Genomic DNA, 19,249 nt, shown 5'->3' on the forward strand with positions numbered 1-19,249 from the left:
CTAGGAGTTATCTCACCATGGCAGTACAGAAGAACAAAAAGTCCCGGTCTAAGCGTGACATGCGTCGTTCCCATGACGCTCTGGGCACCCCGAGTCTTTCTGTTGAAGCCACCACTGGCGAAACTCATATGCGTCACCACGTGAGCGCCGATGGTTTTTACCGTGGTCGTCAGGTTATCAACAAGCAGGACGAAATCTAAGCTTGTCCGGCTTTTGTACCATTGCGATTGATGCGATGGGCGGGGACTTCGGTCCCCGCGTTACGGTTCCCGCCACCGTTGAGGCGCTTGAGCGATACCCAGGTCTAACCATTAAGCTGGTTGGCCAAACCGATACCTTTACCCCCTACCTGCAAGATATTTCCGCATCCGTGCGCGATCGGCTGCAGCCTGTTCAGGCTGATGACCTTATTGCCATGGATGAAAAACCATCCCATGCGTTGCGCAAAGGCCAGAATAGCTCCCTCAGTGTTGCCCTGCAGCTGGTTGCTGATGGTCAGGCAAATGCCTGCGTCAGTGCGGGCAATACAGGTGCGCTGATGGTGATCGGGCGGCATCTGTTGCGCATGCTGGAGGGGATTGATAGGCCGGCTATCGTGACGGCGGTACCCACGCTTGAGGGGCACTGCTACATGCTCGATCTGGGCGCCAATGTGGACTGCTGTGCCGAGCATCTGCTGCAGTTTGCCATCATGGGCTCAGTCATGACCCAGGCGGTGGACGGCATTACTGCCCCCCGTGTCGGCTTGCTGAATATTGGTCAGGAAGCCATCAAGGGTAACGAGCAGGTCAAACTCGCGTCCGCGCTGATCAGGGCGCATGGGCGTCTCAACTATATCGGCTATGTCGAGGGTGATGATATCTTCGCCGGCAAGGCTGATGTGGTGGTGTGTGACGGCTTTGTCGGTAATATTGCGCTCAAGAGCAGTGAGGGTGTGTCGCGCCTGGTGGCGAGCCGGCTGCGTGCGGCCTTTGGGCGCACCTGGTACAGGCGTGTGCTGGCCTGGCTGGCGCGGCCGGTACTGCGCGAGCTGGGGCAGCAGCTGGATCCGTCGCGGCGCAATGGTGCCAGTCTGCTCGGGCTCCAGGGTATCGTCGTCAAGAGTCATGGCGGGGCCGACAGTGCCTGTTTTGGCTTTGCCATAGATGAGGCGGTCGCCGAGATAAAGATGGATGTGCCGAGGCGAATCAGCGAGCAGCTTGCTGCATCCCTGGTCTGAGTGCCTATACTGATCCCCGATGTGCCGTTTTAAGGCTATCTGCGGGGCGGTTCGGTCTGCCAAGCATCACGTATTCATGTAAACTACGGCTCCATTATGCCCCTAGGGCGGTCATCGCAATTAGATTGCAGAGACGAGGAATCCATGTCGCAAGCGCTTGCTTTTGTTTTCCCCGGACAGGGTTCCCAGCATCTTGGTATGCTGGCTGAACTCGCCGAACAGTATTCCGTTATTCAGGAAACCTTTGCCGAGGCGTCCCAGGTGCTGGGGTATGACCTCTGGGCGCTGGTACAGCAGGGTTCTGAAGACGAATTGAACAATACCGAGGTTACCCAGCCTGCATTGCTCAGTGCTGCCGTGGCGCTGTGGCGTCTGTGGCAAGAGCGCGGCGGTGCTACGCCTGCACTGATGGCCGGTCACAGTCTGGGTGAATACAGCGCCCTGGTATGCGCCGGTGTGCTTGGCTTCGCCGATGGCGTGCGCCTGGTGCAGTTGCGTGGTCGCCTGATGCAGCAGGCAGTGCCTGCGGGCACGGGGGCCATGGCGGCCATTCTCGGGCTGGATGATGCGGCTATTGCCGCGGCCTGTGAGGGTGCAGCCCAGGGGCAGGTGGTGTCGCCGGTCAATTTCAACTGCCCGGGCCAGGTGGTGATCGCCGGTGAAAAGGCGGCCGTTGAGCGCGCCATGGAGGCCTGCAAGGCCGCTGGTGCCAAACGGGCGATTCCGCTGCCGGTGAGCGTGCCGTCACACTGTGCGCTGATGCGTCCGGCAGCTGAGGGGATGGCGCCTGTGCTGGCCGATATTGTGCTGCAGGCACCGCAAATTCCGGTGCTGCAGAACGTGGATGCCGCTGTGCCGGCGACCCTTGAGCAGATCCGGGAGAACCTGCTGGCGCAGCTCTACAGTCCGGTGCTCTGGACGCGTACTGTGCAGGCCATGGTGGCTGCCGGTGCTGAGACCATGGTGGAGTGCGGCCCCGGCAAGGTGTTGTCCGGCCTCAACAAGAAAGTGCACAAGGCACTCAATGTGGTTGCGATCAACGAGCCCGCAGGCCTTGCCAAGGCGCTGGGCGAATAAATATCGATAAGGGACAGCAGATGAGTATCGAAGGTAAAGTGGCGCTGGTGACCGGTGCTACCCGTGGTATCGGCAGGGCAATTGCGCATGAGTTGGCAGGTCAGGGCGCCATTGTGGTGGGTACGGCAACTAGCGAATCGGGGGCTCAGACCATCAGTGCCTACCTCGGTGAAGCGGGTTTCAAAGGCGCAGGCATGGTGCTGGATGTCTCCAGTGCAGAGTCTGTTGAGCAGGTCATCAAGCGCATTCAGGATGAGTTTGGTGCGGTGGATATCCTCGTCAATAATGCGGGTATCACCCGCGATAATCTGATGATGCGGATGAAAGAAGATGAGTGGGATTCGGTGCTGAATACCAATCTCACCTCGGTTTATCGCGTCGTCAAGGCGTGCCTGCGTGGCATGACCAAGGCGCGCTGGGGTCGCATCATCAGTGTCAGCTCGGTGGTGGCCTCCATGGGCAATGCCGGCCAGGCCAACTACGCGGCCGCCAAGGCGGGTATGGAGGGCTTCACCCGTGCGCTGGCGCGTGAGGTGGGTTCACGCAATGTTACGGTTAACTGTGTCGCGCCGGGCTTTATCGATACCGACATGACCAGTGGTCTGGCAGATGAGCACAAGGCGCATCTGCAGGCGCAAATTCCAATGAATCGTCTCGGTCAGCCCGAGGAGATCGCTGCCGTGGTGGGCTTTCTGGCCGGCCAGGGGGGCGCCTATGTCACAGGCGAGACAATCCAGGTCAACGGCGGGATGTACATGGCCTGATTTCGGCTTCTGTCACAAAGAATTGTTTTTTTCGGCAATTTGTTGATAATTGGCCGTCAGTTTACGGTGATAATAAACGCTGTCACGCTTGCTAGGGCATGGCGGTATCTATAAAATCCCGATTCGCATCTCAGGGTGCACGGGTTGAAAAGAATATAGGAAGAGTTATGAGCAACATTGAAGAGCGCGTAAAGAAAATCATCGCAGAACAGCTGGGCGTTAAAGGCGACGAAGTGACCAACGAAGCCTCTTTCGTTGAAGATCTTGGCGCTGACTCTCTGGACACTGTAGAGCTGGTTATGGCTCTGGAAGAAGAGTTCGAAACTGAGATTCCTGACGAAGAAGCTGAAAAAATCACCACCGTACAGCTGGCAATCGATTACATTAACACGCACCAGTAATCGACAGGTTCAAGAATAAGTGAAAAGCCGCATCTATCGCAGTATAGTGCGGCTTTTCTTTTTTACGGCCAGAGTAACTGGAGGATCGCAATGTCTCGCAGGAGAGTGGTGGTTACCGGCATCGGAATGCTGACACCGGTGGGGAATACGGTTAAAGAAACCTGGGACAACATCCTTGCTGGCAAAAGTGGTGCAGCACCGATTGACCACTTCGACGCATCTGCGTTTGCGACACGCTTCTCTGCCCCTGTGAAGGGGTTTGATGTTAGCAAGTACATGAGTGTTAAAGATGCCCGCAAAATGGACCTGTTCATTCAGTACGGCATGGCAGCCGCGATTCAGGCGATCGATGACTCTGGTCTGGAAGTGAACGACGAAAATTCACACCGCATCGGCTGTGCGGTGGGCTCGGGCATCGGCGGCCTGTCGATGATCGAGAGAAATCATGATATTTTGCGCGAAGGCGGCCCGCGCCGCATTTCGCCGTTTTTCGTGCCAGGCAGCATTATCAACATGATTGCCGGCAACCTGGCGATCAGGTACGGCCTGCGCGGCCCGAACATTGCCATTACCACGGCCTGTACTACAGGTACGCACAACATTGGTCATGCCATGCGCATGATTCAGTACGGTGATGCTGATGTGATGGTGGCCGGCGGTGCTGAGATGGCCAATACCCCGCTGGGTATCGGTGGTTTTGCCGCTGCCCGTGCGCTCTCTACCCGTAATGACGACCCGACGGCGGCGAGCCGGCCCTGGGATCGCGACCGTGACGGCTTCGTGCTGGGCGACGGTGCCGGCATAGTGGTGCTGGAAGAGTACGAATACGCCAAGGCGCGCGGTGCGCGAATCTATGCGGAAATCGTGGGCTTTGGCATGAGTGATGATGCCTTCCACATGACAGCGCCGCCGGAGTCCGGCGAAGGTGCTGCCCGTGCGATGGAAAATACCCTGCGTGATGCCGGTATGAACCCGGACGAGCTGCACTACATCAATGCCCACGGCACCTCGACGCCGGCGGGGGATGTCGCTGAGTCCAATGCCGCCAAGCGTGTGCTTGGCAGTTCCGCCTCTGCGGTGCGCATGAGTTCCACCAAGTCGATGGTCGGACACTTGCTGGGTGCGGCCGGTGCGGTAGAGGCCATTTTCTGCCTGCTGGCCATTCGTGACCAGGTGGCGCCGCCCACCATCAACCTGGATAACCCGTCCGACGGTTGTGATCTCAACTATGTGCCCAAGGTGGCCCAGGAATGCCGGATAGACACAGCGCTGTCCAATTCCTTCGGCTTTGGCGGCACCAACGGCACTCTTGCGTTTCGCAAAATTTGATCCGCAGTCGTGCGTTCCTGTCCTGCGGGGCAGGGGCGCAGTCTGTGCCCGTCTATGAATAAGTCTCCTTTCACACTGATCAATGGTGTTGCCGCCGATTCAGTTGCGGTAACCGACCGTGGCCTGGCCTATGGCGATGGTCTGTTCGAAACCGTGCAGTTGCGAGCGGGGCGTCCGCTATTGCTGGATTTGCACCTTGAGCGTCTGCGCAGCGGTTGTGAGCGTTTGGCGATCAAATCCCCCACACTGTTTGACGATTTGCAGAGCGACCTGGAGCATCTGGCCCGTTTGTGCTCCATGCAGGACTTCGGTGTCCTCAAGATTCTGGTCACTCGCGGCGCCGGTGGGCGTGGTTATCTGCCTCAGGTCGGTATGGCGCCGACGCGCATTGTAATCGTCTCTGTTATGCCGGACTATCCGCACAGTCCTGCTCAGGCTGGCGTGCGGGTGCGCTGGTGTGACATGACCCTGGCGCTGAGTCCTCGGCTGGCGGGTATCAAGCACCTCAACCGTCTGGAGCAGGTGCTGGCGCGCAGCGAGTGGGATGATCCTGATATCCGCGAGGGCTTGCTCTGTGACACTGAGGGCTTTGTGGTGGAGGGCACCATGAGCAACCTGCTCTGGGTCCGTGGCAAAGTCCTCCATGCGCCGCTGCTGGATCGCTGCGGTGTGGCCGGTGTGGTGCGCAAGCGCGTGCTGCAGCTGGCGGCCGCAGCCGGGATCGAGGTACTTGAAGGGCGCTTTGGCAAATCGGAACTTGAACAGGCGGACGAAATCATGCTGTGTAACAGCCTGATTGATATCTGGCCTGTGGTCACACTGGACGCACGGCACTGGTCGGTGGGTCCGGTTACTCGAGCGCTGCAATCGCTGCTAGCAAAGGATTATCTTGCGTGTTGAAAAAATCTATAAGCCTGATGGCCGTTGGCGCCTTTCTGGTCCTGTTGCTGGGTGCCATCGCCTGGCAGCGTATTAATGCCTATGTCGACAGCCCCTTGCCGGTGGGTGAGCCCCGTACGCTGCTGATTGAGCGGGGGCAGGGGTTCAATCAGATTGTTGCCGACCTGGAGACCGCAAATCTGGTGCAAAGGCCGATTTTTCTGCGGATTTATGCGCGTATTAATGGCCTGGCGCACCGGGTTAAAGCCGGTGAGTATGAGTTGGAACCGGGTCTGACACTGCGTGTCCTGCTGCAGAAAATGATTGATGGTGACACCCTGCGGCATTTTTTCACCGTGGTGGAGGGCACCACCTTCGCGCAGTTGCGTGAGCAGCTGGAGGCCAATACAGTGCTGCTGCAGACTCTGAGCGAGCTGGACGACAGCGAGGTCATGGCGCAGCTAGGGGAGCCGGAGCAACACCCGGAAGGCATGTTCCTGGCCGAAACCTACCAGTATCTGCGGGGCATGTCGGACCTGGATCTGTTGCGTCGCGCTCGTACCTCGCTGGATGAAGCCCTGGCCCAGGCCTGGGAGAAGCGTGCGTCGGAGCTGCCCTATGAGTCTGCGTATGAGGCCCTGACCATGGCCTCGATCATTGAAAAGGAAACCGCGGTGGCGCAGGAGCGTCCGCGCATCAGCGGTGTTTTTGTGCGTCGATTACAGCAGGGTATGCGCCTGCAAACCGATCCAACGGTGATCTACGGCATGGGAGCTGAGTACAAGGGCAATCTGCGCCGCTCCGATCTGGTGCAGAAAACGCCCTATAACACCTATGCCATCGAAGGGTTGCCGCCCACGCCCATTGCCATGGTCGGTAAGGATGCTATCGAAGCTGCGCTCAATCCTGAAGCCGGTCCCTGGCTGTTTTTTGTGGCCAAGGGCGACGGCAGTCATCATTTTTCGGCCCGTTTGTCGGAGCATAATTCCGCCGTGCGGCGTTATCAGCTGCAACGGCGCGAAGACTACCGTTCGACGCCGGGGGGCTGAAGCATGACCGCAATGCGAGGACGCTTTATTACCGTCGAAGGCACCGAGGGTGCCGGCAAAAGCAGCAATATTGAATTTATACGCAGCGAGCTCGACGCGCGCGGCATCGACGTTGTGCTCAGTCGCGAGCCCGGGGGTACGCCGCTGGCCGAAGAAATTCGTACACTGCTGCTCAGTCCGCGGGACGAGCGCGTCTGTGAAGATGCCGAGCTGCTGCTGATGTTCGCTGCCCGTGCCCAGCATATAGCCGCACTCATCAAGCCTGCGCTGGCGCGCGGCAGCTGGGTGCTCTGTGATCGCTTTACCGATGCAACCTTTGCCTATCAGGGGGGCGGTCGCGGGGTTGATGTCCAGCGTATCCGTACGCTTGAATCTCTGGTGCAGGGGGCGCTGCGCCCCGATTGCACCTTCCTGCTGGATCTGCCAGTGGAGCTTGGGCTTGAGCGGGCCCGCAAGCGCTCCATGCCGGATCGGTTTGAGCAGGAAAAACAGGCATTTTTTGAGCGCGTGCGTGCAAGCTATCTGCAGCGGGTTGAAGCCGAGCCCGAGCGCTTTGCCGTCATCAATGCTGCGCTGGAGATGGAACAGGTGCGCCAGCAGTTGTTGCCTCATCTGGACCGGCTGCAGGCGCTTCGCCATGGATGAGGTTGCCGTACGCAGGAGCGCCGAGATCTACCCCTGGTTGCACGGGCGCTGGGAGCACTTGACCCGTCTGCACAAGCAGCAGCGTCTGCCCCATGCGCTGATGCTCAATGGCCCTGTGGGTATTGGCAAGCGGGACTTTGCCCAGGCGTTGTCGCGCTATCTGCTGTGCCAGAGACCCGGTGATGATGCCGCCTGTGGTACTTGTCGCAGTTGTGTACTGTTTGACAGCGGCGGTCATCCGGATCTGTTCCAGCTGAGCCCGGAAGAGGCCGGCAAGGCGATCAAGGTGCAGCAGGTGCGTGATCTTACCGGCTTCCTGCACAGCACGGCGCAGCAGGGCGGATACCGGGTGGTGATTCTGGAACCGGCGGAGGCGATGAATGCATCCTCCGCCAATGCCCTGCTTAAAACGCTGGAAGAGCCCGGGCGCGATACCATACTGCTGCTGGTGACCCATCGCCTGGGCCAGGTGATGCCCACAATTCGCAGTCGTTGTCAGCGGGTGGACTGCCATCTGCCTGATCCGGATATGGCGCAGGCCTGGTTGTCGGCGCAGTTGAATATAGATCCCGACAAGGCGCAGCAGTTGCTGAGTATCTGTTTGGGGTCGCCGCTGCGTGCCCGCGAGTATATAGAGCAGGACCTGATGGCGCTGCGGCGTAAGTTTATTGAGGGTCTGGCCGATATTCTAAAACAGCGTCGTTCGGCGCTGGAGGTCGCGCAACAGCTGGCCAAAGAAGATCTGGAGCTTTTGCTGGGATGGTTGTATGGTTGGCTTTTAGATATTGTGCGGGTTCTGGGAACCGGTGATGAAAGTTGTTTGCGTCATCTGGATGCGAATAACATGCTGCGGGCCGTGTCGCGCAAAGCCGATGCTCAGACTGTTTACGCACTTTCTGACCTGGTTCACACCGAGCGGGTCAGCCTGATGCAGCGCTTGAACCCTAACCGCCAATTGCTGCTGGAGCGGATATTGTTGAGTTGGTCTGCGCTGGTTAGATGAAACTGAGTGGGAGCTTAGCTCGATGTCCTTAGTGCCGCGCATCAGTCATGGTATTTTGTCCTTGGCCATAGAAACCAAGGAAGATCTGTACAAGGCCTTTATGCCGTTTGTGACCAATGGCGGCCTGTTTATTCCGACGCCCAGAGCCTATCAGCTCGGCGAGGAAGTTTTCATGCTGTTAAGCCTGATGGAAGAGCCGGACAAGCTGCCGGTCACCGGCAAGGTTATCTGGGTCACGCCCAGGGTCGCTCAGGGTGGTCGTGTGCCGGGTATCGGCATACAGCTGTCTCCGGACGATAATACCCTTGTGCGCAAGGTAGAAACCTACCTTGCCGGTACTCTCAATTCCGGGCGCCGCACGCACTCCCTGTAATATCATTTTCTTGCGAGCCTATTTCGTCTGATGTTTATTGATTCACACTGTCATCTCGACAAGATCGACCTTGCCCCTTACAACAATGATTTTGATGCCATGCTGGCGGCCACTCGCGCCAGCAAGGTCGGTACGCTGCTCAGCGTTTCGGTCAGCATGCAGGACTTCCCCGCACTCTATAAAAGTATCGAGCCCTACGATGGCATATACGCCTCGGTAGGGGTGCATCCGCTGCATTCCGATGAAGGTCTGGTGGAGGTCGGCGCCCTGGTGCGAGAGGCGGCGCGGGACAAGGTCATTGCCATCGGCGAAACCGGTCTGGATTACTTTTACAGCGCGGAATCCGCCGAGTTGCAGAAAGCGAGTTTTGTGAATCATCTGCAGGCAAGCGCTCAGACCGGGTTGCCGCTGATCGTGCATACGAGGGATGCCCGGGCGGATACTCTGGCGCTGATCGAGGAGCACGGCAACCCTGATGTGGCCGGCGTGCTGCACTGCTTTACCGAAAGCTGGGAAATGGCGGCGGCGGCGATGGATATGAACTACTTCATCTCATTTTCCGGCATAGTGACTTTTCGCAATGCCGATGAGCTGCGTGATGTGGTGCGCAAAATGCCACTGGAACGTCTGCTGATCGAAACCGATTCGCCTTACCTGGCGCCGGTGCCGCACCGTGGCAAAAAGAATGAGCCGCGCTTTGTGTGTGAAGTGGCGCGCTGTATTGCCGATATAAGGGGCGTTTCGGTGGAAGATATTGCCGCTGCTTCAAGTGAAAACTTTTATCGGCTGTTCCGTCGCGCCGCCTGAATTCTCTCGTCTGCCCATACGGCCTTTGCTGCGTTTTGGTTGCTGTGAAGTGCTGATTCTTCCAGTGCTGTAGCGGTGCTCTATTGGAGCCTGTTGGGGCTCTCTCCAGTCGTGGTCTGTCATAAAAGAGTCGGGTGCTTAACTGTCATTACCCATTCGACTTTGGTATTAGTAGGGCTATATCAGACTTTACTATTCCTGCATTCCAGATTGGAGCTCCAGATGAGAAGACCAGTACGAATTGCCATTACCGGTGCGGCGGGCAGCATTGCGAATAATTTGCTGTTCAAGATTGCCGCCGGCGAAATGATGGGCAAGGATCAGCCGGTAATTTTGCAGTTGATCGAAGTGCCGCAGGCGATGGAAGCGCTGCGCGGTATTGCGATGGAGCTGGAGGATTGCGCCTATTCGCTGCTCCATACCATTACCCTGCATGACAATGTTGAAGATGGCTTCAAGAATACCCATTTTGCGTTGCTCATCGGTGCCAGACCACGGGGTCCTGGCATGGAGCGCAGCGACCTGCTGGAAGTCAACGCCGAGATCTTTACCCGTCAGGGGCGGGCGCTGAATAACGTTGCCAACCGCGATGTGAAAGTGCTGGTGGTGGGCAATCCGGCCAATACCAATGCCCTGATCGCAAGCCGTAATGCCCCGGATCTGAGTCCGTCGCAGTTTACCTCGCTAACGCGTCTCGATCAGAACCGTGCCCGCGGCATTCTGGCCAATCACACAGGTGCCAGCCCGCGGGATATCCGCCGTGTCGTAATCTGGGGTAATCATTCTCCCACTCAGTACCCGGATTTGCATCAGGCGACCGTTCTGGACCGCGCCGCCATGGATCAGATCAGCTTCGACTGGTACGTTGGCGAATACATCCCCAAAATTCAGTTTCGCGGTGGCGAGATCATCAAGGCCCGTGGCCAGTCCAGTGCGGCCTCGGCGGCCCAGGGTATCGTCGATCACATGCGTGACTGGGTGCTGGGTACCGAAAGCGGCGAGTTTGTCAGCATGGGCATTGTCAGTGATGGCAGCTACGGCATCGAGAAAGGCATTATCTATTCCTTCCCGGTGCGCTGTGACTACGGTCGCTACCAGATCGTGCAGGGGCTTGAAATCAACGAATTCAGCCGTGCGCGCATGAGTGCGACCGAAGCCGAGTTACTCGAGGAAAAGGCCATGGTGGAGCATCTGCTGCCCAGCGAAACCGCGGCATCGCACGAGAACCTGAATATCTGCCTGCGCTCAGGCGTAACCCTGTACGCCGATGGTACCGGGCCGGACGGTGCGAGCAAATACCTCACCACCAATCGGATCGGCTGAGTCAGGGGGCTCGTCAGCGCCCTGGGGTCAATGTTGACAGACAAAAGCGCTCGCTTGGTACTTCTCACAGGGTGCAAGGCGGGCGTTTTTTGTCGCCTGGTGCATTACGCAGCGAAGACGCGCCGTTAGTCAGGGTGGCGTAGAAAGAGTACTCTATGATCTTGGTGCAGGGTGCTGGATTCCTTCCATGTGTCTGTGCATTAACAAGATCAGGGACACCTATGTCTGCGTTACGCGTGCGATACCAAACTCTGGAGTTTGCTGGTGTAGATATCCATATTCGTTCCCTGCGAGATAACCAGCAGTTTCTTGATGTTGATCAGGTAGCTGAAAAGCTGGGTATTTCATCTGCGTCCTGGCCGTTGTTCGGTATTGTCTGGCCGTCCGGCCAGGTACTGGCCCATCTTATGTTTGACTATGAAATCGCTGGCAAGCGCATTCTGGAGGTGGGTTGCGGTATCGGGCTGGCCAGTCTGGTGCTGAACCATCGTCAGGCGAATATTACGGCAACCGATTATCATCCCGAGGTGGCGGCTTTTCTCAGTGCCAATGTGCTGCTGAATGCAGGGCGCAGCATCCCCTTTGTGCGCACCGGATGGGGCGATCCACAGTCGCTGCTGGGTGAGTTTGATCTTATCGTAGGTAGCGATCTGCTGTATGAACATGAGCATGTGGATATGCTGGCGGGCTTTATCAATCAGCATGCCGCGCCCCGCTGTGCTGTGGTGCTGGTGGATCCAGGCCGTGGCAATCATGCCCGCTTTAGCAAGAAAATGATCAGCCTGGGCTACAGTCACAGCCAGGCGGCACCGGTGACCGTTGACTATCTGCCCCAGCCGTTCCGCGGTCAGGTGTTGAGTTATAGGCGTTAGTCCTATGGCCCTGGGTCCGCTTTGCACTTTGCTCTGTTGCCATCGGGTGCTGACGACTAAAGTTGTAGTCATCAGCAGCGTTAGCAGCCCCCAAGGGGGCGGGAGGCGGCAATGATCTTTGAGCAGGTTGCAACAGGCGGGTGTCAGTCCTATCTGGTGGGCTGTGGTGATACCTGTTCGGCAGTACTGATCGATCCCGAAATCAGCCAGGTCGATCGTTATCTCGCCATTGCTGCCCGGGACGGGCTGCGTATTCATTATGTGATCGATACGCATACCCACGCCGACCATTTCTCTGCCACGCGCACGCTTGCGCAGCGGCTCAAGGTTCCGGTGGTGATGCATAGGGACAGTCCCGCGCCCTTCGCTGACCTGCGGCTGCAGGATGCCGATCTGCTGCGCGTCGGTAATTTGCGTCTGCAGGCGCTGCATACGCCCGGTCATACGGCAGACTCCATGTGCCTGCTGCTGGACGATCGGATATTTACCGGCGATACCCTGCTGATCGGCGGTACCGGGCGCACCGATCTGCCCTCGGGTGATCCCTCTGCGCTCTATGACAGCCTGTTTAGCGGCATCCTCAAACTGGATCCGTCGCTGCTTGTGTTTCCGGCCCATGATTACAAGGCGCGTGGCTCGAGCACGATCGCCGAGGAGCTGGCGAACAATCCGCGATTGCAGCGGACTGAGCGCACGGCCTTTATCGAAATGATGGAGCACCTGGATCTGAATGCGCCCACGCACCTCACCGAGGCGCTGCGTACCAACATGAGCGGTGGCAAGAGCGTGGCGCAACTGCTGGCGGAGGCGGCCACCAAGACGCCCTTTGTTTCGCTGTCTGAGCTGCGTGCCCGCATTGTTGCGGGCAGCACTGATCTGATTGTGCTGGATGTGCGTGAGCGTGACGCCTTTGATGCAGGCCATGTGCCGGGCGCCATGAACCTGCCGCGGGGGCAGCTGGAGTTGCGGGTCAACGATGCATTGCCTGACCCGACCCGCCGTATCGTTACCCTGTGTCAGTTTGGCAAGATCTCGACGCTGGCAGCGGCGACGCTGCGCGAGCTCGGTTTTTTGCGCACCTCAGCGCTGGATGGCGGCATGGCGGCCTGGACGGAGGCGGGTTATCCGCTGGAGAAAGCAGGCTGAAATATATGCTGTGCGGCCGCGGTTGAGGTTGAAAGTGGTTTAGGGCAGTCGCGTATGCTTGAGGAGGTTTGGGAATGAAGGTTATTGTTGTCTGCATTTGGGCGCTGTTGTTCGGCGGGGCAGTGCAGGCCCAGACCTTTAAGTCCGGACCGCAAGGCGCTGATCTAGTGGAACTTTATACTTCGGAGGGGTGTAGCAGTTGCCCGCCGGCCGATGCCTGGTTGAGTTCGCTGGTGGATGATCCCAGGCTGTTTCGCAGCCTGTTCCCGGTGGCGTTTCATGTCGATTACTGGAATCGACTGGGCTGGCCGGATCGCTTTTCGTCGGCGCGTTACACCGAGCGTCAGCGCACCTATGTGCAGCAGGGTCATGTCAGTCAGGTGTACACGCCTGGACTGGTGGTGAACGGCCAGGAGTGGCGCGGCTGGCTGCAGGGGCAGAGCCGTTCCGCGCTGGTAGCCTGGGTGAGTCAGGGTTCTGATCTGCAGCCCTTACAAGTGATCGGTGGCTATATTGAGCCGGGTCTTTAACAGGGCTCTGTCTGGGTGACCTTCTCTTTAAGCAGGAATAATGATGTGGATTCAGCGGGAAGTACGGCTGCGACCTCGTGAGCGTGGTTTTCATTTGATTACTGACGAAGTCGTGCACGCGTTGCCTGAACTTGGTCGTCTGCGGGTGGGTCTGCTGCATCTGTTTATCAAGCACAGCTCTGCGTCGCTGACGATCAACGAGAATGCGGATCCCAGTGTACGACGGGATTTCGAGCAGTTTTTTAGTCGTCTGGTGCCGGAAAATGCCGCTTGGTGTACGCATCTGGACGAAGGTCCGGATGACCTCCCGGCTCATGTGAAAGCCAGTCTGCTCGGAGCGAGCCTGAGTATCCCCGTGACTGATGGGGGCTTAAATCTGGGTGTTTGGCAGGGCATCTATCTGGGTGAGCATAGAAACCAGGGCGGCGGTCGCAGTATTTTGGTTACCCTGCAGGGCGAATAGGCAGCGGGCCAGCGTCTGCCAATCCGTCCGGCAATGACCGGTTATCAGGCGTCTGGGGTGTTGTCCGGCTTGGTGGTGGCTTTGTCATTCAGTCGGGCTGGCGCATTCAACGCCTCAAGCTGCAAGAGCAGGCCGCTGTGATCCACGCCCTCCAGGCCCCGTTCAACCAGCTGTTCATACTGGGCGAAGGCCTGCTCGGTCAGGGGTAATTGCAGGTCTTCGTCCTGGGCGGTATCCAGTATGGTCTGCAGGTCCTTGAGCTGTACCCGGGCGGTTCCGCCGGGCATAAAGCTGCGATCAATCATGCGCTGGCCATGCAGCTCCAGTATGCGGCTGCCGGCAAAGCCGCCCAGCAGGGCTTCACGCACGGCGGCCGGGTCTGCACCGCCCCGGGCGGCCAGCAGCAAGGCTTCTGCCACGGCGCCGATGGTAATGCCAACAATGGCCTGGTTGGCGCATTTTGCCAGCTGGCCGGAGCCCGCGGGGCCTATATAGGTGGCTGCTTTGCCAAGACAGGCAAACAGGGGGCCGGCACGCTCGAAGTCGGCCTTGCTGCCCCCCGCCATGATGGACAGGCTGGCCTGCTCGGCGCCGGCGGTGCCACCGGATACCGGGGCATCGAGGTAGCCGTGACCGCGTTCGGCCAGTATCTGGTGATGGCGTTTGGCCATCGCGGGCGCAATTGAACTCATGTCGATGACCAGCGCGCCAGGTTTCAGGGCCCCAAGCGTTGCCTCGCTAAACAGCACGCTGTCCACCACGGGGCCGTTTTCCAGCATGCTGATGATGAAATCGGCGTCCTTCACCGCCTCCTGTACCTGCTTGCATGCATTGGCACCCTCGCAGCTCAGGGCCGCAGCCTTGCCAAAGGTGCGATTCCAGGCGTTGAGCGGATAGCCTGCGCGCAGCAGGTTGAGGACCATGGGCTGGCCCATAAGGCCGATTCCAAGAAATGCGATGCGGGGCTTGTTCATTATTGTTGTCACAGGCAGTTGGTTGGCTTGGGCAGTCCGGCCAGGCGTGCTGCAAGCTTGGCCGGGCTGTCGGGAAACAGCTTTAGCAGATAGATGCTGCGACCCTTTTCGGGGCCCAGGCTCAGGCTGACGGTCTTCACCAGCGGGCGCATGGCCGGTGCATGTTCGAAGCGCTGGTAGAAATCGCGCAGCAGGTAGAGTATTTCCCAGTGGGCGTCACTCAGCTGCAGCGGGATCTCGGCGGCCAGGGCTTCGGCAATCTGGGGGGACCATTGCGAGAGATCGCGCAGGTAGCCTTCGTTGTCCAGCTCAATGCTATGGTCGTTCAGTTGCAGATGCGTCATGTCAGTACCAGCTGATGACACGGGCATGCTCGCAGCACAGCTGCACGAAGCCGGCATCATCCACCTGTTCGATACTGCTTGCGAGTCGGTTGTCGAGCCCGCGTGCCGCGACATCAGCTGCCAGTGCGCAGACGGTAACGCCGATGGGCCATGCAATTGGCTGTCCTGCCAGGGCGCAGTAGGCGCCATCTTCGATCAGCAGCAGGGTGTCACCGCTGCTGCAGGCCCGCAGACAGTCGGCCAGCAGGGCGGCGTTGGAGGGCGCGCGATTCAATGTATGCAGGGTCATGGTCAAAAACTCAGTACCACATCGTGGTTGCGAATCAGTTGTGCAATGGCGTCACTGTCGAGCAACTGGACCGGCAGCAGGCAGTCGTCAGGGCTGAGTCCGCGGCTGCGCAGGGCGCTGTCGCAGACGTACAGCTGATCAATATCGTACATCGGCAGGGCGCTAAGCGTTGCGCCCAGGTTTTTTTGCTGGATGCCGGCGGGTTGTTGCGCCTGCAGCAGCTGATAGACGCCGTCATCGAGAAATAGCATGCTGACGGGCTGCTCGAATACTGCAGTGGTCAGCGCTGCATCCAGCGCATCCCGTGCATGACTGCTGCCATAGGGCGGGCGACGGCTAATCACCAGAAAGCGTTTGCTTGTACTCATGTCAGGCTCCGAAAGTGATCAGTCGATCGGACACTATGGCGGCTTCGGCCAGCTGGCCAAGGCCCGAAAGCTCAAAGCCTTGATGCAGGTTGTGGCCGGGCTTTTCGTAGCGGCGGGCTTCATTGGCATCCAGCAGGCCGCGACGCACAGCGGCGGCAATGCAGACCACCAGGTCCAGATCATGGGTCTGCGCCAGTGCCTGCCAGCGAGCGGATAGGTTGGGTTCGTCCTGTGGTGGTGCCGCCAGGGCTGAGGCGCCATGAATGCCATCGCCATAAAAGAACACGCGATGAAGGCTGTGTCCCTGGGCAAGGCAGGCAACAGCAAAGCGATAGGCACTTTCTGCGCCCTGATGGCTGTGGGGCGCAGCATAAACCAGTAATGAAAAGATCATTTTCAACCTGTCGGGCAGAGCATGTTAAAAAGAAACCGGCGCAACCTATGGTCAGTACCACAAGACGCTGCTGCCCCGGACAACTCTCTGATTCAGAATGCAAAAGCCCCGCTATCTTAGCAAAGATAGCGGGGCTTGGCAGTCGCTTTGCCTGTTACCGATCAGTGATCGGCGCCAGAGTTCAATCGCTGCTGGTGACGCCCAGGATGTGCAGCAGGCTGAGAAAAATGTTGTAGATGGATACGTAGAGCGTAACCGTTGCGGAGATGTAGTTGGTTTCGCCACCGCGCACGATCGACTGTGTGGTCAGCAGTATGGCGCCGGCCGAGAACAGAATGAACATGGCGCTAATGGCCAGTGCCAGTGCCGGCATCTGCAGGAAAATGTTGGCGATGACGGCGACGATCAGCACCACAAAGCCTGCCAGCATCATGCCGCCAAGGAAGGACAGGTCCCGCTTGGTGGTGAGGGCGTAGGCCGAGGTAGTGAAGAAGGTCAGGGCGGTGCCGCCCAGGGCCATCATGACGATTTCAGAGCCACCGCGGGCCATGACCATGTTGATGATCGGACCCAGCGTATAGCCCATGAAGCCCGTCAACAGGAATACGAACAGCAGTCCCAGGGAGCTGTTGCGGTTCTTTTCGGTCAGGTACAGCAGGCCGTAGAAGCCCACCAGTGTGATGATCAGGCCCGGACGGGGCAGGGCCATGGCTGCAGCAACACCCGCGATAATGGCAGACCATGCCAGTGTAATACCCAGCAGAAAGTAGGTATTACGCAAAACCTTGTTGGTCGCCAGGGCGGATGAGCTGTATGCATCGTTATTGATGGTACGAACGTTACGCATGGTTTCCCTCGATTGATTTCAGTCCGATAGGCACATCATGCCCTTTATATATGAATTTACAAGCCTTTCAACCGTTTGACTTACCGGTAATTCCACGTACACTATGCGCCGCAAGACTTGGTGGGGTGGCTGAGTGGCCGAAAGCACCGGTTTCGAAAACCGGCGAGTCGAAAGGCTCCCAGGGTTCAAATCCCTGCCCCACCGCCATTCTCTTGTGTTCTGGATCCCGTCTGAGTCTGATAAAACACCATGTCCGAGCTGAAGATCCTGTTTGAGGACGAATACCTCGTCGCTATAGACAAGCCTTCGGGTCTGTTGGTTCACCCCAGCTGGATTGCGCCTGCCTATACCCCCAATGCTGTTGCCCTGTTGCGTGATTACCTGCAGGACACTGTCTATACCATCCATCGTCTGGATCGTGCCACTTCGGGCGTCATTTTGTTTGCCAAGCAGAAGCAGGCTGCCCATGACATGAATCTGGCCTTTGCCGAGCGCCAGGTACGCAAAACTTACTTGTGCGTTACCCGTGGCTATACGCCGGAAGAGGGTTTGATTGATTATGCTCTCAAGCCTATTTTCGACAAAAAAGCCGATCCTTTTGCGGATCCGGACAAGCCTGCCAAAGAGGCGCAGAGCGAATTTCGCCGTCTGGGTACCATTGAGCTGCCGTTTGCGGTGAGTCGTTATCCCAGTGCGCGCTACTCCCTGGTGGAGGTGAAACCACACACCGGGCGCAAGCATCAGATACGACGCCACTTGAAGCATATTTTCCATCCGCTGGTCGGAGATACCGCCCATGGTGATGGCAAGCACAATCGCCTGTTTCGCGAAAAATTCGATCTGCACCGTTTGCTGCTGATGGCGACTGAGCTTGAGTTTACCCACCCGGTCAGTGGTGAGCTTATTCATTTGCAGTGCCCCGTGGATGCTGCCTGTGATCGATTATTCCAGCGCTTTGGCTGGGATGGTCTTTACCTGAGCTGACGCCATCGGGCTTGTTGGCTTTCAGGTGTCAGCAGCCTTGCCCCCTCTCTGTATCTTTCTCTTTCTCTCTGCCTGACAGCATCAAGCGCGGGCTTTGCGTTGCTGTTTGGCGACGCGACGGTGCCGACGTGCCGCGTTTTCTTGCTGACTTTTCCGAACAGGGCAGAAATAATCAGTACTGGCGCCATTAAAGCTGTCTGCACTATTCTTTCTGCAGGGTAAATTACGTATTCTTGCCCCGCGAAAAACATAATTCACAGAGAACAACGGTAGTTACGATAGATGAGCACGCGGCTGGCTGACATACTCAAGCAAAAGGATGGATTACGCATCGGTATTATTGGTGCCATGGATCAGGAGGTAGAGCTGCTGAAATCGGCTTTGCAGCAGATCGAAGAGCACCAGTACGCGGGCTATTCGTTCTTCACAGGTCAGATGCACGGGCAATCCGTTGTGCTGCTCAAATCAGGCATCGGCAAGGTCAATGCTGCGGTGAGCACGGCGCTGCTGCTGCAGGTGTTTACGCCAGACTGTGTGATTAATACGGGTTCTGCCGGCGGTTTTGATGCTCAGCTCGAGGTCGGTGATATCGTCATATCGTCCGAGGTACGCCACCACGATGTCGATGTGACGGTATTTGGCTATGAGCCCGGCCAGGTGCCAGGTTTGCCCGCTGCGTTCGAGCCCGATCTGCTGCTGGCGCAGATTGCCGAGCAGTGCATCGGTCAGATGCAGGGCATGAAGACCGTACGCGGCCTGATCGCAACCGGTGACAGCTTCATGAACTGCCCCAAGCGGGTGGCCAAAACCCGGGCGCTGTTTCCGACGATGAAAGCGGTTGAGATGGAAGCTGCGGCCATCGCCCAGACCTGCCACTGCTTCGATGTTCCTTTTATCGTTATTCGGGCGCTGTCTGATATTGCTGGCAAGGAATCCAATCTGTCGTTTGATCAGTTCCTTGAAACAGCCGCCACCCATTCGGCGCAAATGGTAATGGCCATCGTCAAGAACCTTTCGGCTCACGCAGGACCCAGGGCCTAGTCCGCAGGCTTTGGCGAATATTCGGTTTTGCTCCATGCGCGCTGCCATGTTTACGGGGGGCTGTGTATGGCGCTGTGCGAGGGGCCCGAGCTATCCTGATAGCGCGAGTAGGGTTCCCTGGTCGCTCG

At 58.1% G+C, this 19,249-nt stretch carries 25 protein-coding genes and 1 tRNA gene; 20 read left to right on the forward strand and 6 right to left on the reverse strand.

The features are described from left to right. Positions 1–17: 17 nt before the first annotated feature. From rpmF to A8C75_RS09410, 17 genes are all read left to right on the forward strand, one after another. Positions 18–200, forward strand: a complete 183-nt coding sequence (gene rpmF / locus A8C75_RS09330) for a 50S ribosomal protein L32 (RefSeq protein ID WP_067292304.1) — start codon at positions 18–20, stop codon at positions 198–200. Between the two features lie 2 nt (positions 201–202). Then, a complete protein-coding gene (plsX, locus tag A8C75_RS09335; RefSeq protein WP_084783914.1) occupies positions 203–1,219 on the forward strand; it encodes a phosphate acyltransferase PlsX in 1,017 nt (338 codons plus the stop codon). Between the two features lie 144 nt (positions 1,220–1,363). Further along, positions 1,364–2,296: an ACP S-malonyltransferase gene (gene fabD, locus A8C75_RS09340; protein ID WP_067381146.1), complete on the forward strand. Its 933-nt coding sequence runs from the start codon at positions 1,364–1,366 to the stop codon at positions 2,294–2,296. A 20-nt stretch (positions 2,297–2,316) separates the two neighbouring features. After that, positions 2,317–3,060 carry a 3-oxoacyl-ACP reductase FabG gene (fabG, locus tag A8C75_RS09345; RefSeq protein WP_067381149.1) on the forward strand — a complete coding sequence of 248 codons (744 nt, stop codon included), beginning with the start codon at positions 2,317–2,319 and terminating at the stop codon, positions 3,058–3,060. A gap of 167 nt (positions 3,061–3,227) precedes the next feature. Then, complete coding sequence (acpP, locus tag A8C75_RS09350; protein WP_067381152.1) at positions 3,228–3,461, forward strand: acyl carrier protein; 234 nt, start codon at positions 3,228–3,230, stop codon at positions 3,459–3,461. Positions 3,462–3,551: 90 nt separating this feature from the next. Then, positions 3,552–4,790, forward strand: a complete 1,239-nt coding sequence (fabF, locus tag A8C75_RS09355; protein ID WP_067381155.1) for a beta-ketoacyl-ACP synthase II — start codon at positions 3,552–3,554, stop codon at positions 4,788–4,790. A gap of 54 nt (positions 4,791–4,844) precedes the next feature. Further along, complete coding sequence (pabC, locus tag A8C75_RS09360) at positions 4,845–5,690, forward strand: aminodeoxychorismate lyase (protein ID WP_067381158.1); 846 nt, start codon at positions 4,845–4,847, stop codon at positions 5,688–5,690. Beyond that, positions 5,684–6,718 (forward strand): endolytic transglycosylase MltG, encoded by a 1,035-nt coding sequence (gene mltG, locus A8C75_RS09365; RefSeq protein WP_227819872.1) that lies wholly within the window; start codon positions 5,684–5,686, stop codon positions 6,716–6,718. The genes pabC and mltG overlap by 7 nt, the downstream gene beginning before the upstream one ends. Before the next feature lie 3 nt (positions 6,719–6,721). After that, entirely contained in the window at positions 6,722–7,363 is a 642-nt protein-coding gene (tmk, locus tag A8C75_RS09370) for a dTMP kinase (protein WP_227819873.1), read from the forward strand. Then, on the forward strand, positions 7,356–8,366 hold the full coding sequence (locus tag A8C75_RS09375; RefSeq protein ID WP_067381167.1) for a DNA polymerase III subunit delta': 1,011 nt from the start codon (positions 7,356–7,358) through the stop codon (positions 8,364–8,366). Before tmk ends, A8C75_RS09375 begins: the two co-directional genes overlap by 8 nt. Before the next feature lie 22 nt (positions 8,367–8,388). Continuing rightward, positions 8,389–8,739 carry a PilZ domain-containing protein gene (locus A8C75_RS09380; protein WP_067292278.1) on the forward strand — a complete coding sequence of 117 codons (351 nt, stop codon included), beginning with the start codon at positions 8,389–8,391 and terminating at the stop codon, positions 8,737–8,739. Between the two features lie 30 nt (positions 8,740–8,769). Further along, entirely contained in the window at positions 8,770–9,546 is a 777-nt protein-coding gene (locus tag A8C75_RS09385; protein ID WP_067381170.1) for a TatD family hydrolase, read from the forward strand. Between the two features lie 222 nt (positions 9,547–9,768). Further along, positions 9,769–10,869 (forward strand): malate dehydrogenase, encoded by a 1,101-nt coding sequence (locus tag A8C75_RS09390; RefSeq protein WP_067381173.1) that lies wholly within the window; start codon positions 9,769–9,771, stop codon positions 10,867–10,869. 221 nt (positions 10,870–11,090) lie between these two features. Further along, a complete protein-coding gene (locus A8C75_RS09395) occupies positions 11,091–11,741 on the forward strand; it encodes a class I SAM-dependent methyltransferase (RefSeq protein ID WP_067381176.1) in 651 nt (216 codons plus the stop codon). Positions 11,742–11,852: 111 nt separating this feature from the next. Then, positions 11,853–12,887 (forward strand): MBL fold metallo-hydrolase, encoded by a 1,035-nt coding sequence (locus A8C75_RS09400; RefSeq protein WP_067381179.1) that lies wholly within the window; start codon positions 11,853–11,855, stop codon positions 12,885–12,887. Positions 12,888–12,961: 74 nt separating this feature from the next. Further along, positions 12,962–13,417 (forward strand): DUF1223 domain-containing protein, encoded by a 456-nt coding sequence (locus A8C75_RS09405; protein WP_067381182.1) that lies wholly within the window; start codon positions 12,962–12,964, stop codon positions 13,415–13,417. Positions 13,418–13,460: 43 nt separating this feature from the next. Beyond that, positions 13,461–13,880, forward strand: coding sequence for a secondary thiamine-phosphate synthase enzyme YjbQ (locus A8C75_RS09410; protein WP_067381185.1), 420 nt, complete (start codon positions 13,461–13,463; stop codon positions 13,878–13,880). A 44-nt stretch (positions 13,881–13,924) separates the two neighbouring features. On the opposite strand, the gene A8C75_RS09415 is transcribed toward A8C75_RS09410, so the two are convergent. The 6 genes from A8C75_RS09415 to A8C75_RS09440 all read right to left on the reverse strand — a co-directional run bounded on the left by A8C75_RS09415 (position 13,925) and on the right by A8C75_RS09440 (position 17,096). Beyond that, positions 13,925–14,854, reverse strand: coding sequence for an NAD(P)-dependent oxidoreductase (locus A8C75_RS09415; RefSeq protein WP_067381188.1), 930 nt, complete (start codon positions 14,852–14,854; stop codon positions 13,925–13,927). Between the two features lie 8 nt (positions 14,855–14,862). Continuing rightward, entirely contained in the window at positions 14,863–15,198 is a 336-nt protein-coding gene (locus A8C75_RS09420; protein ID WP_067381191.1) for a TusE/DsrC/DsvC family sulfur relay protein, read from the reverse strand. Position 15,199: 1 nt separating this feature from the next. Further along, entirely contained in the window at positions 15,200–15,487 is a 288-nt protein-coding gene (tusB, locus tag A8C75_RS09425) for a sulfurtransferase complex subunit TusB (protein ID WP_067381194.1), read from the reverse strand. A 2-nt stretch (positions 15,488–15,489) separates the two neighbouring features. Next, positions 15,490–15,855: a sulfurtransferase complex subunit TusC gene (tusC, locus tag A8C75_RS09430; RefSeq protein ID WP_067381197.1), complete on the reverse strand. Its 366-nt coding sequence runs from the start codon at positions 15,853–15,855 to the stop codon at positions 15,490–15,492. Position 15,856: 1 nt separating this feature from the next. Further along, positions 15,857–16,249, reverse strand: coding sequence for a sulfurtransferase complex subunit TusD (gene tusD, locus A8C75_RS09435; protein ID WP_067381200.1), 393 nt, complete (start codon positions 16,247–16,249; stop codon positions 15,857–15,859). Between the two features lie 181 nt (positions 16,250–16,430). Beyond that, positions 16,431–17,096: a Bax inhibitor-1/YccA family protein gene (locus A8C75_RS09440; RefSeq protein ID WP_067381203.1), complete on the reverse strand. Its 666-nt coding sequence runs from the start codon at positions 17,094–17,096 to the stop codon at positions 16,431–16,433. 119 nt (positions 17,097–17,215) lie between these two features. Between A8C75_RS09440 and A8C75_RS09445 the strand changes: the two genes are divergently transcribed. From A8C75_RS09445 to mtnN, 3 genes are all read left to right on the forward strand, one after another. Continuing rightward, a tRNA-Ser gene (locus A8C75_RS09445) sits at positions 17,216–17,303 on the forward strand. 42 nt (positions 17,304–17,345) lie between these two features. Further along, the gene (locus A8C75_RS09450) at positions 17,346–18,080 is read left to right on the forward strand and encodes a pseudouridine synthase (protein WP_067381206.1); all 735 of its coding nucleotides are present in this window, start codon (positions 17,346–17,348) and stop codon (positions 18,078–18,080) included. Positions 18,081–18,362: 282 nt separating this feature from the next. After that, on the forward strand, positions 18,363–19,121 hold the full coding sequence (gene mtnN, locus A8C75_RS09455; RefSeq protein ID WP_067381209.1) for a 5'-methylthioadenosine/S-adenosylhomocysteine nucleosidase: 759 nt from the start codon (positions 18,363–18,365) through the stop codon (positions 19,119–19,121). The last annotated feature ends 128 nt before the right edge of the window (positions 19,122–19,249 follow it).

This window comes from Marinobacterium aestuarii, from assembly GCF_001651805.1.
Taxonomy (GTDB): domain Bacteria; phylum Pseudomonadota; class Gammaproteobacteria; order Pseudomonadales; family Balneatricaceae; genus Marinobacterium_A; species Marinobacterium_A aestuarii.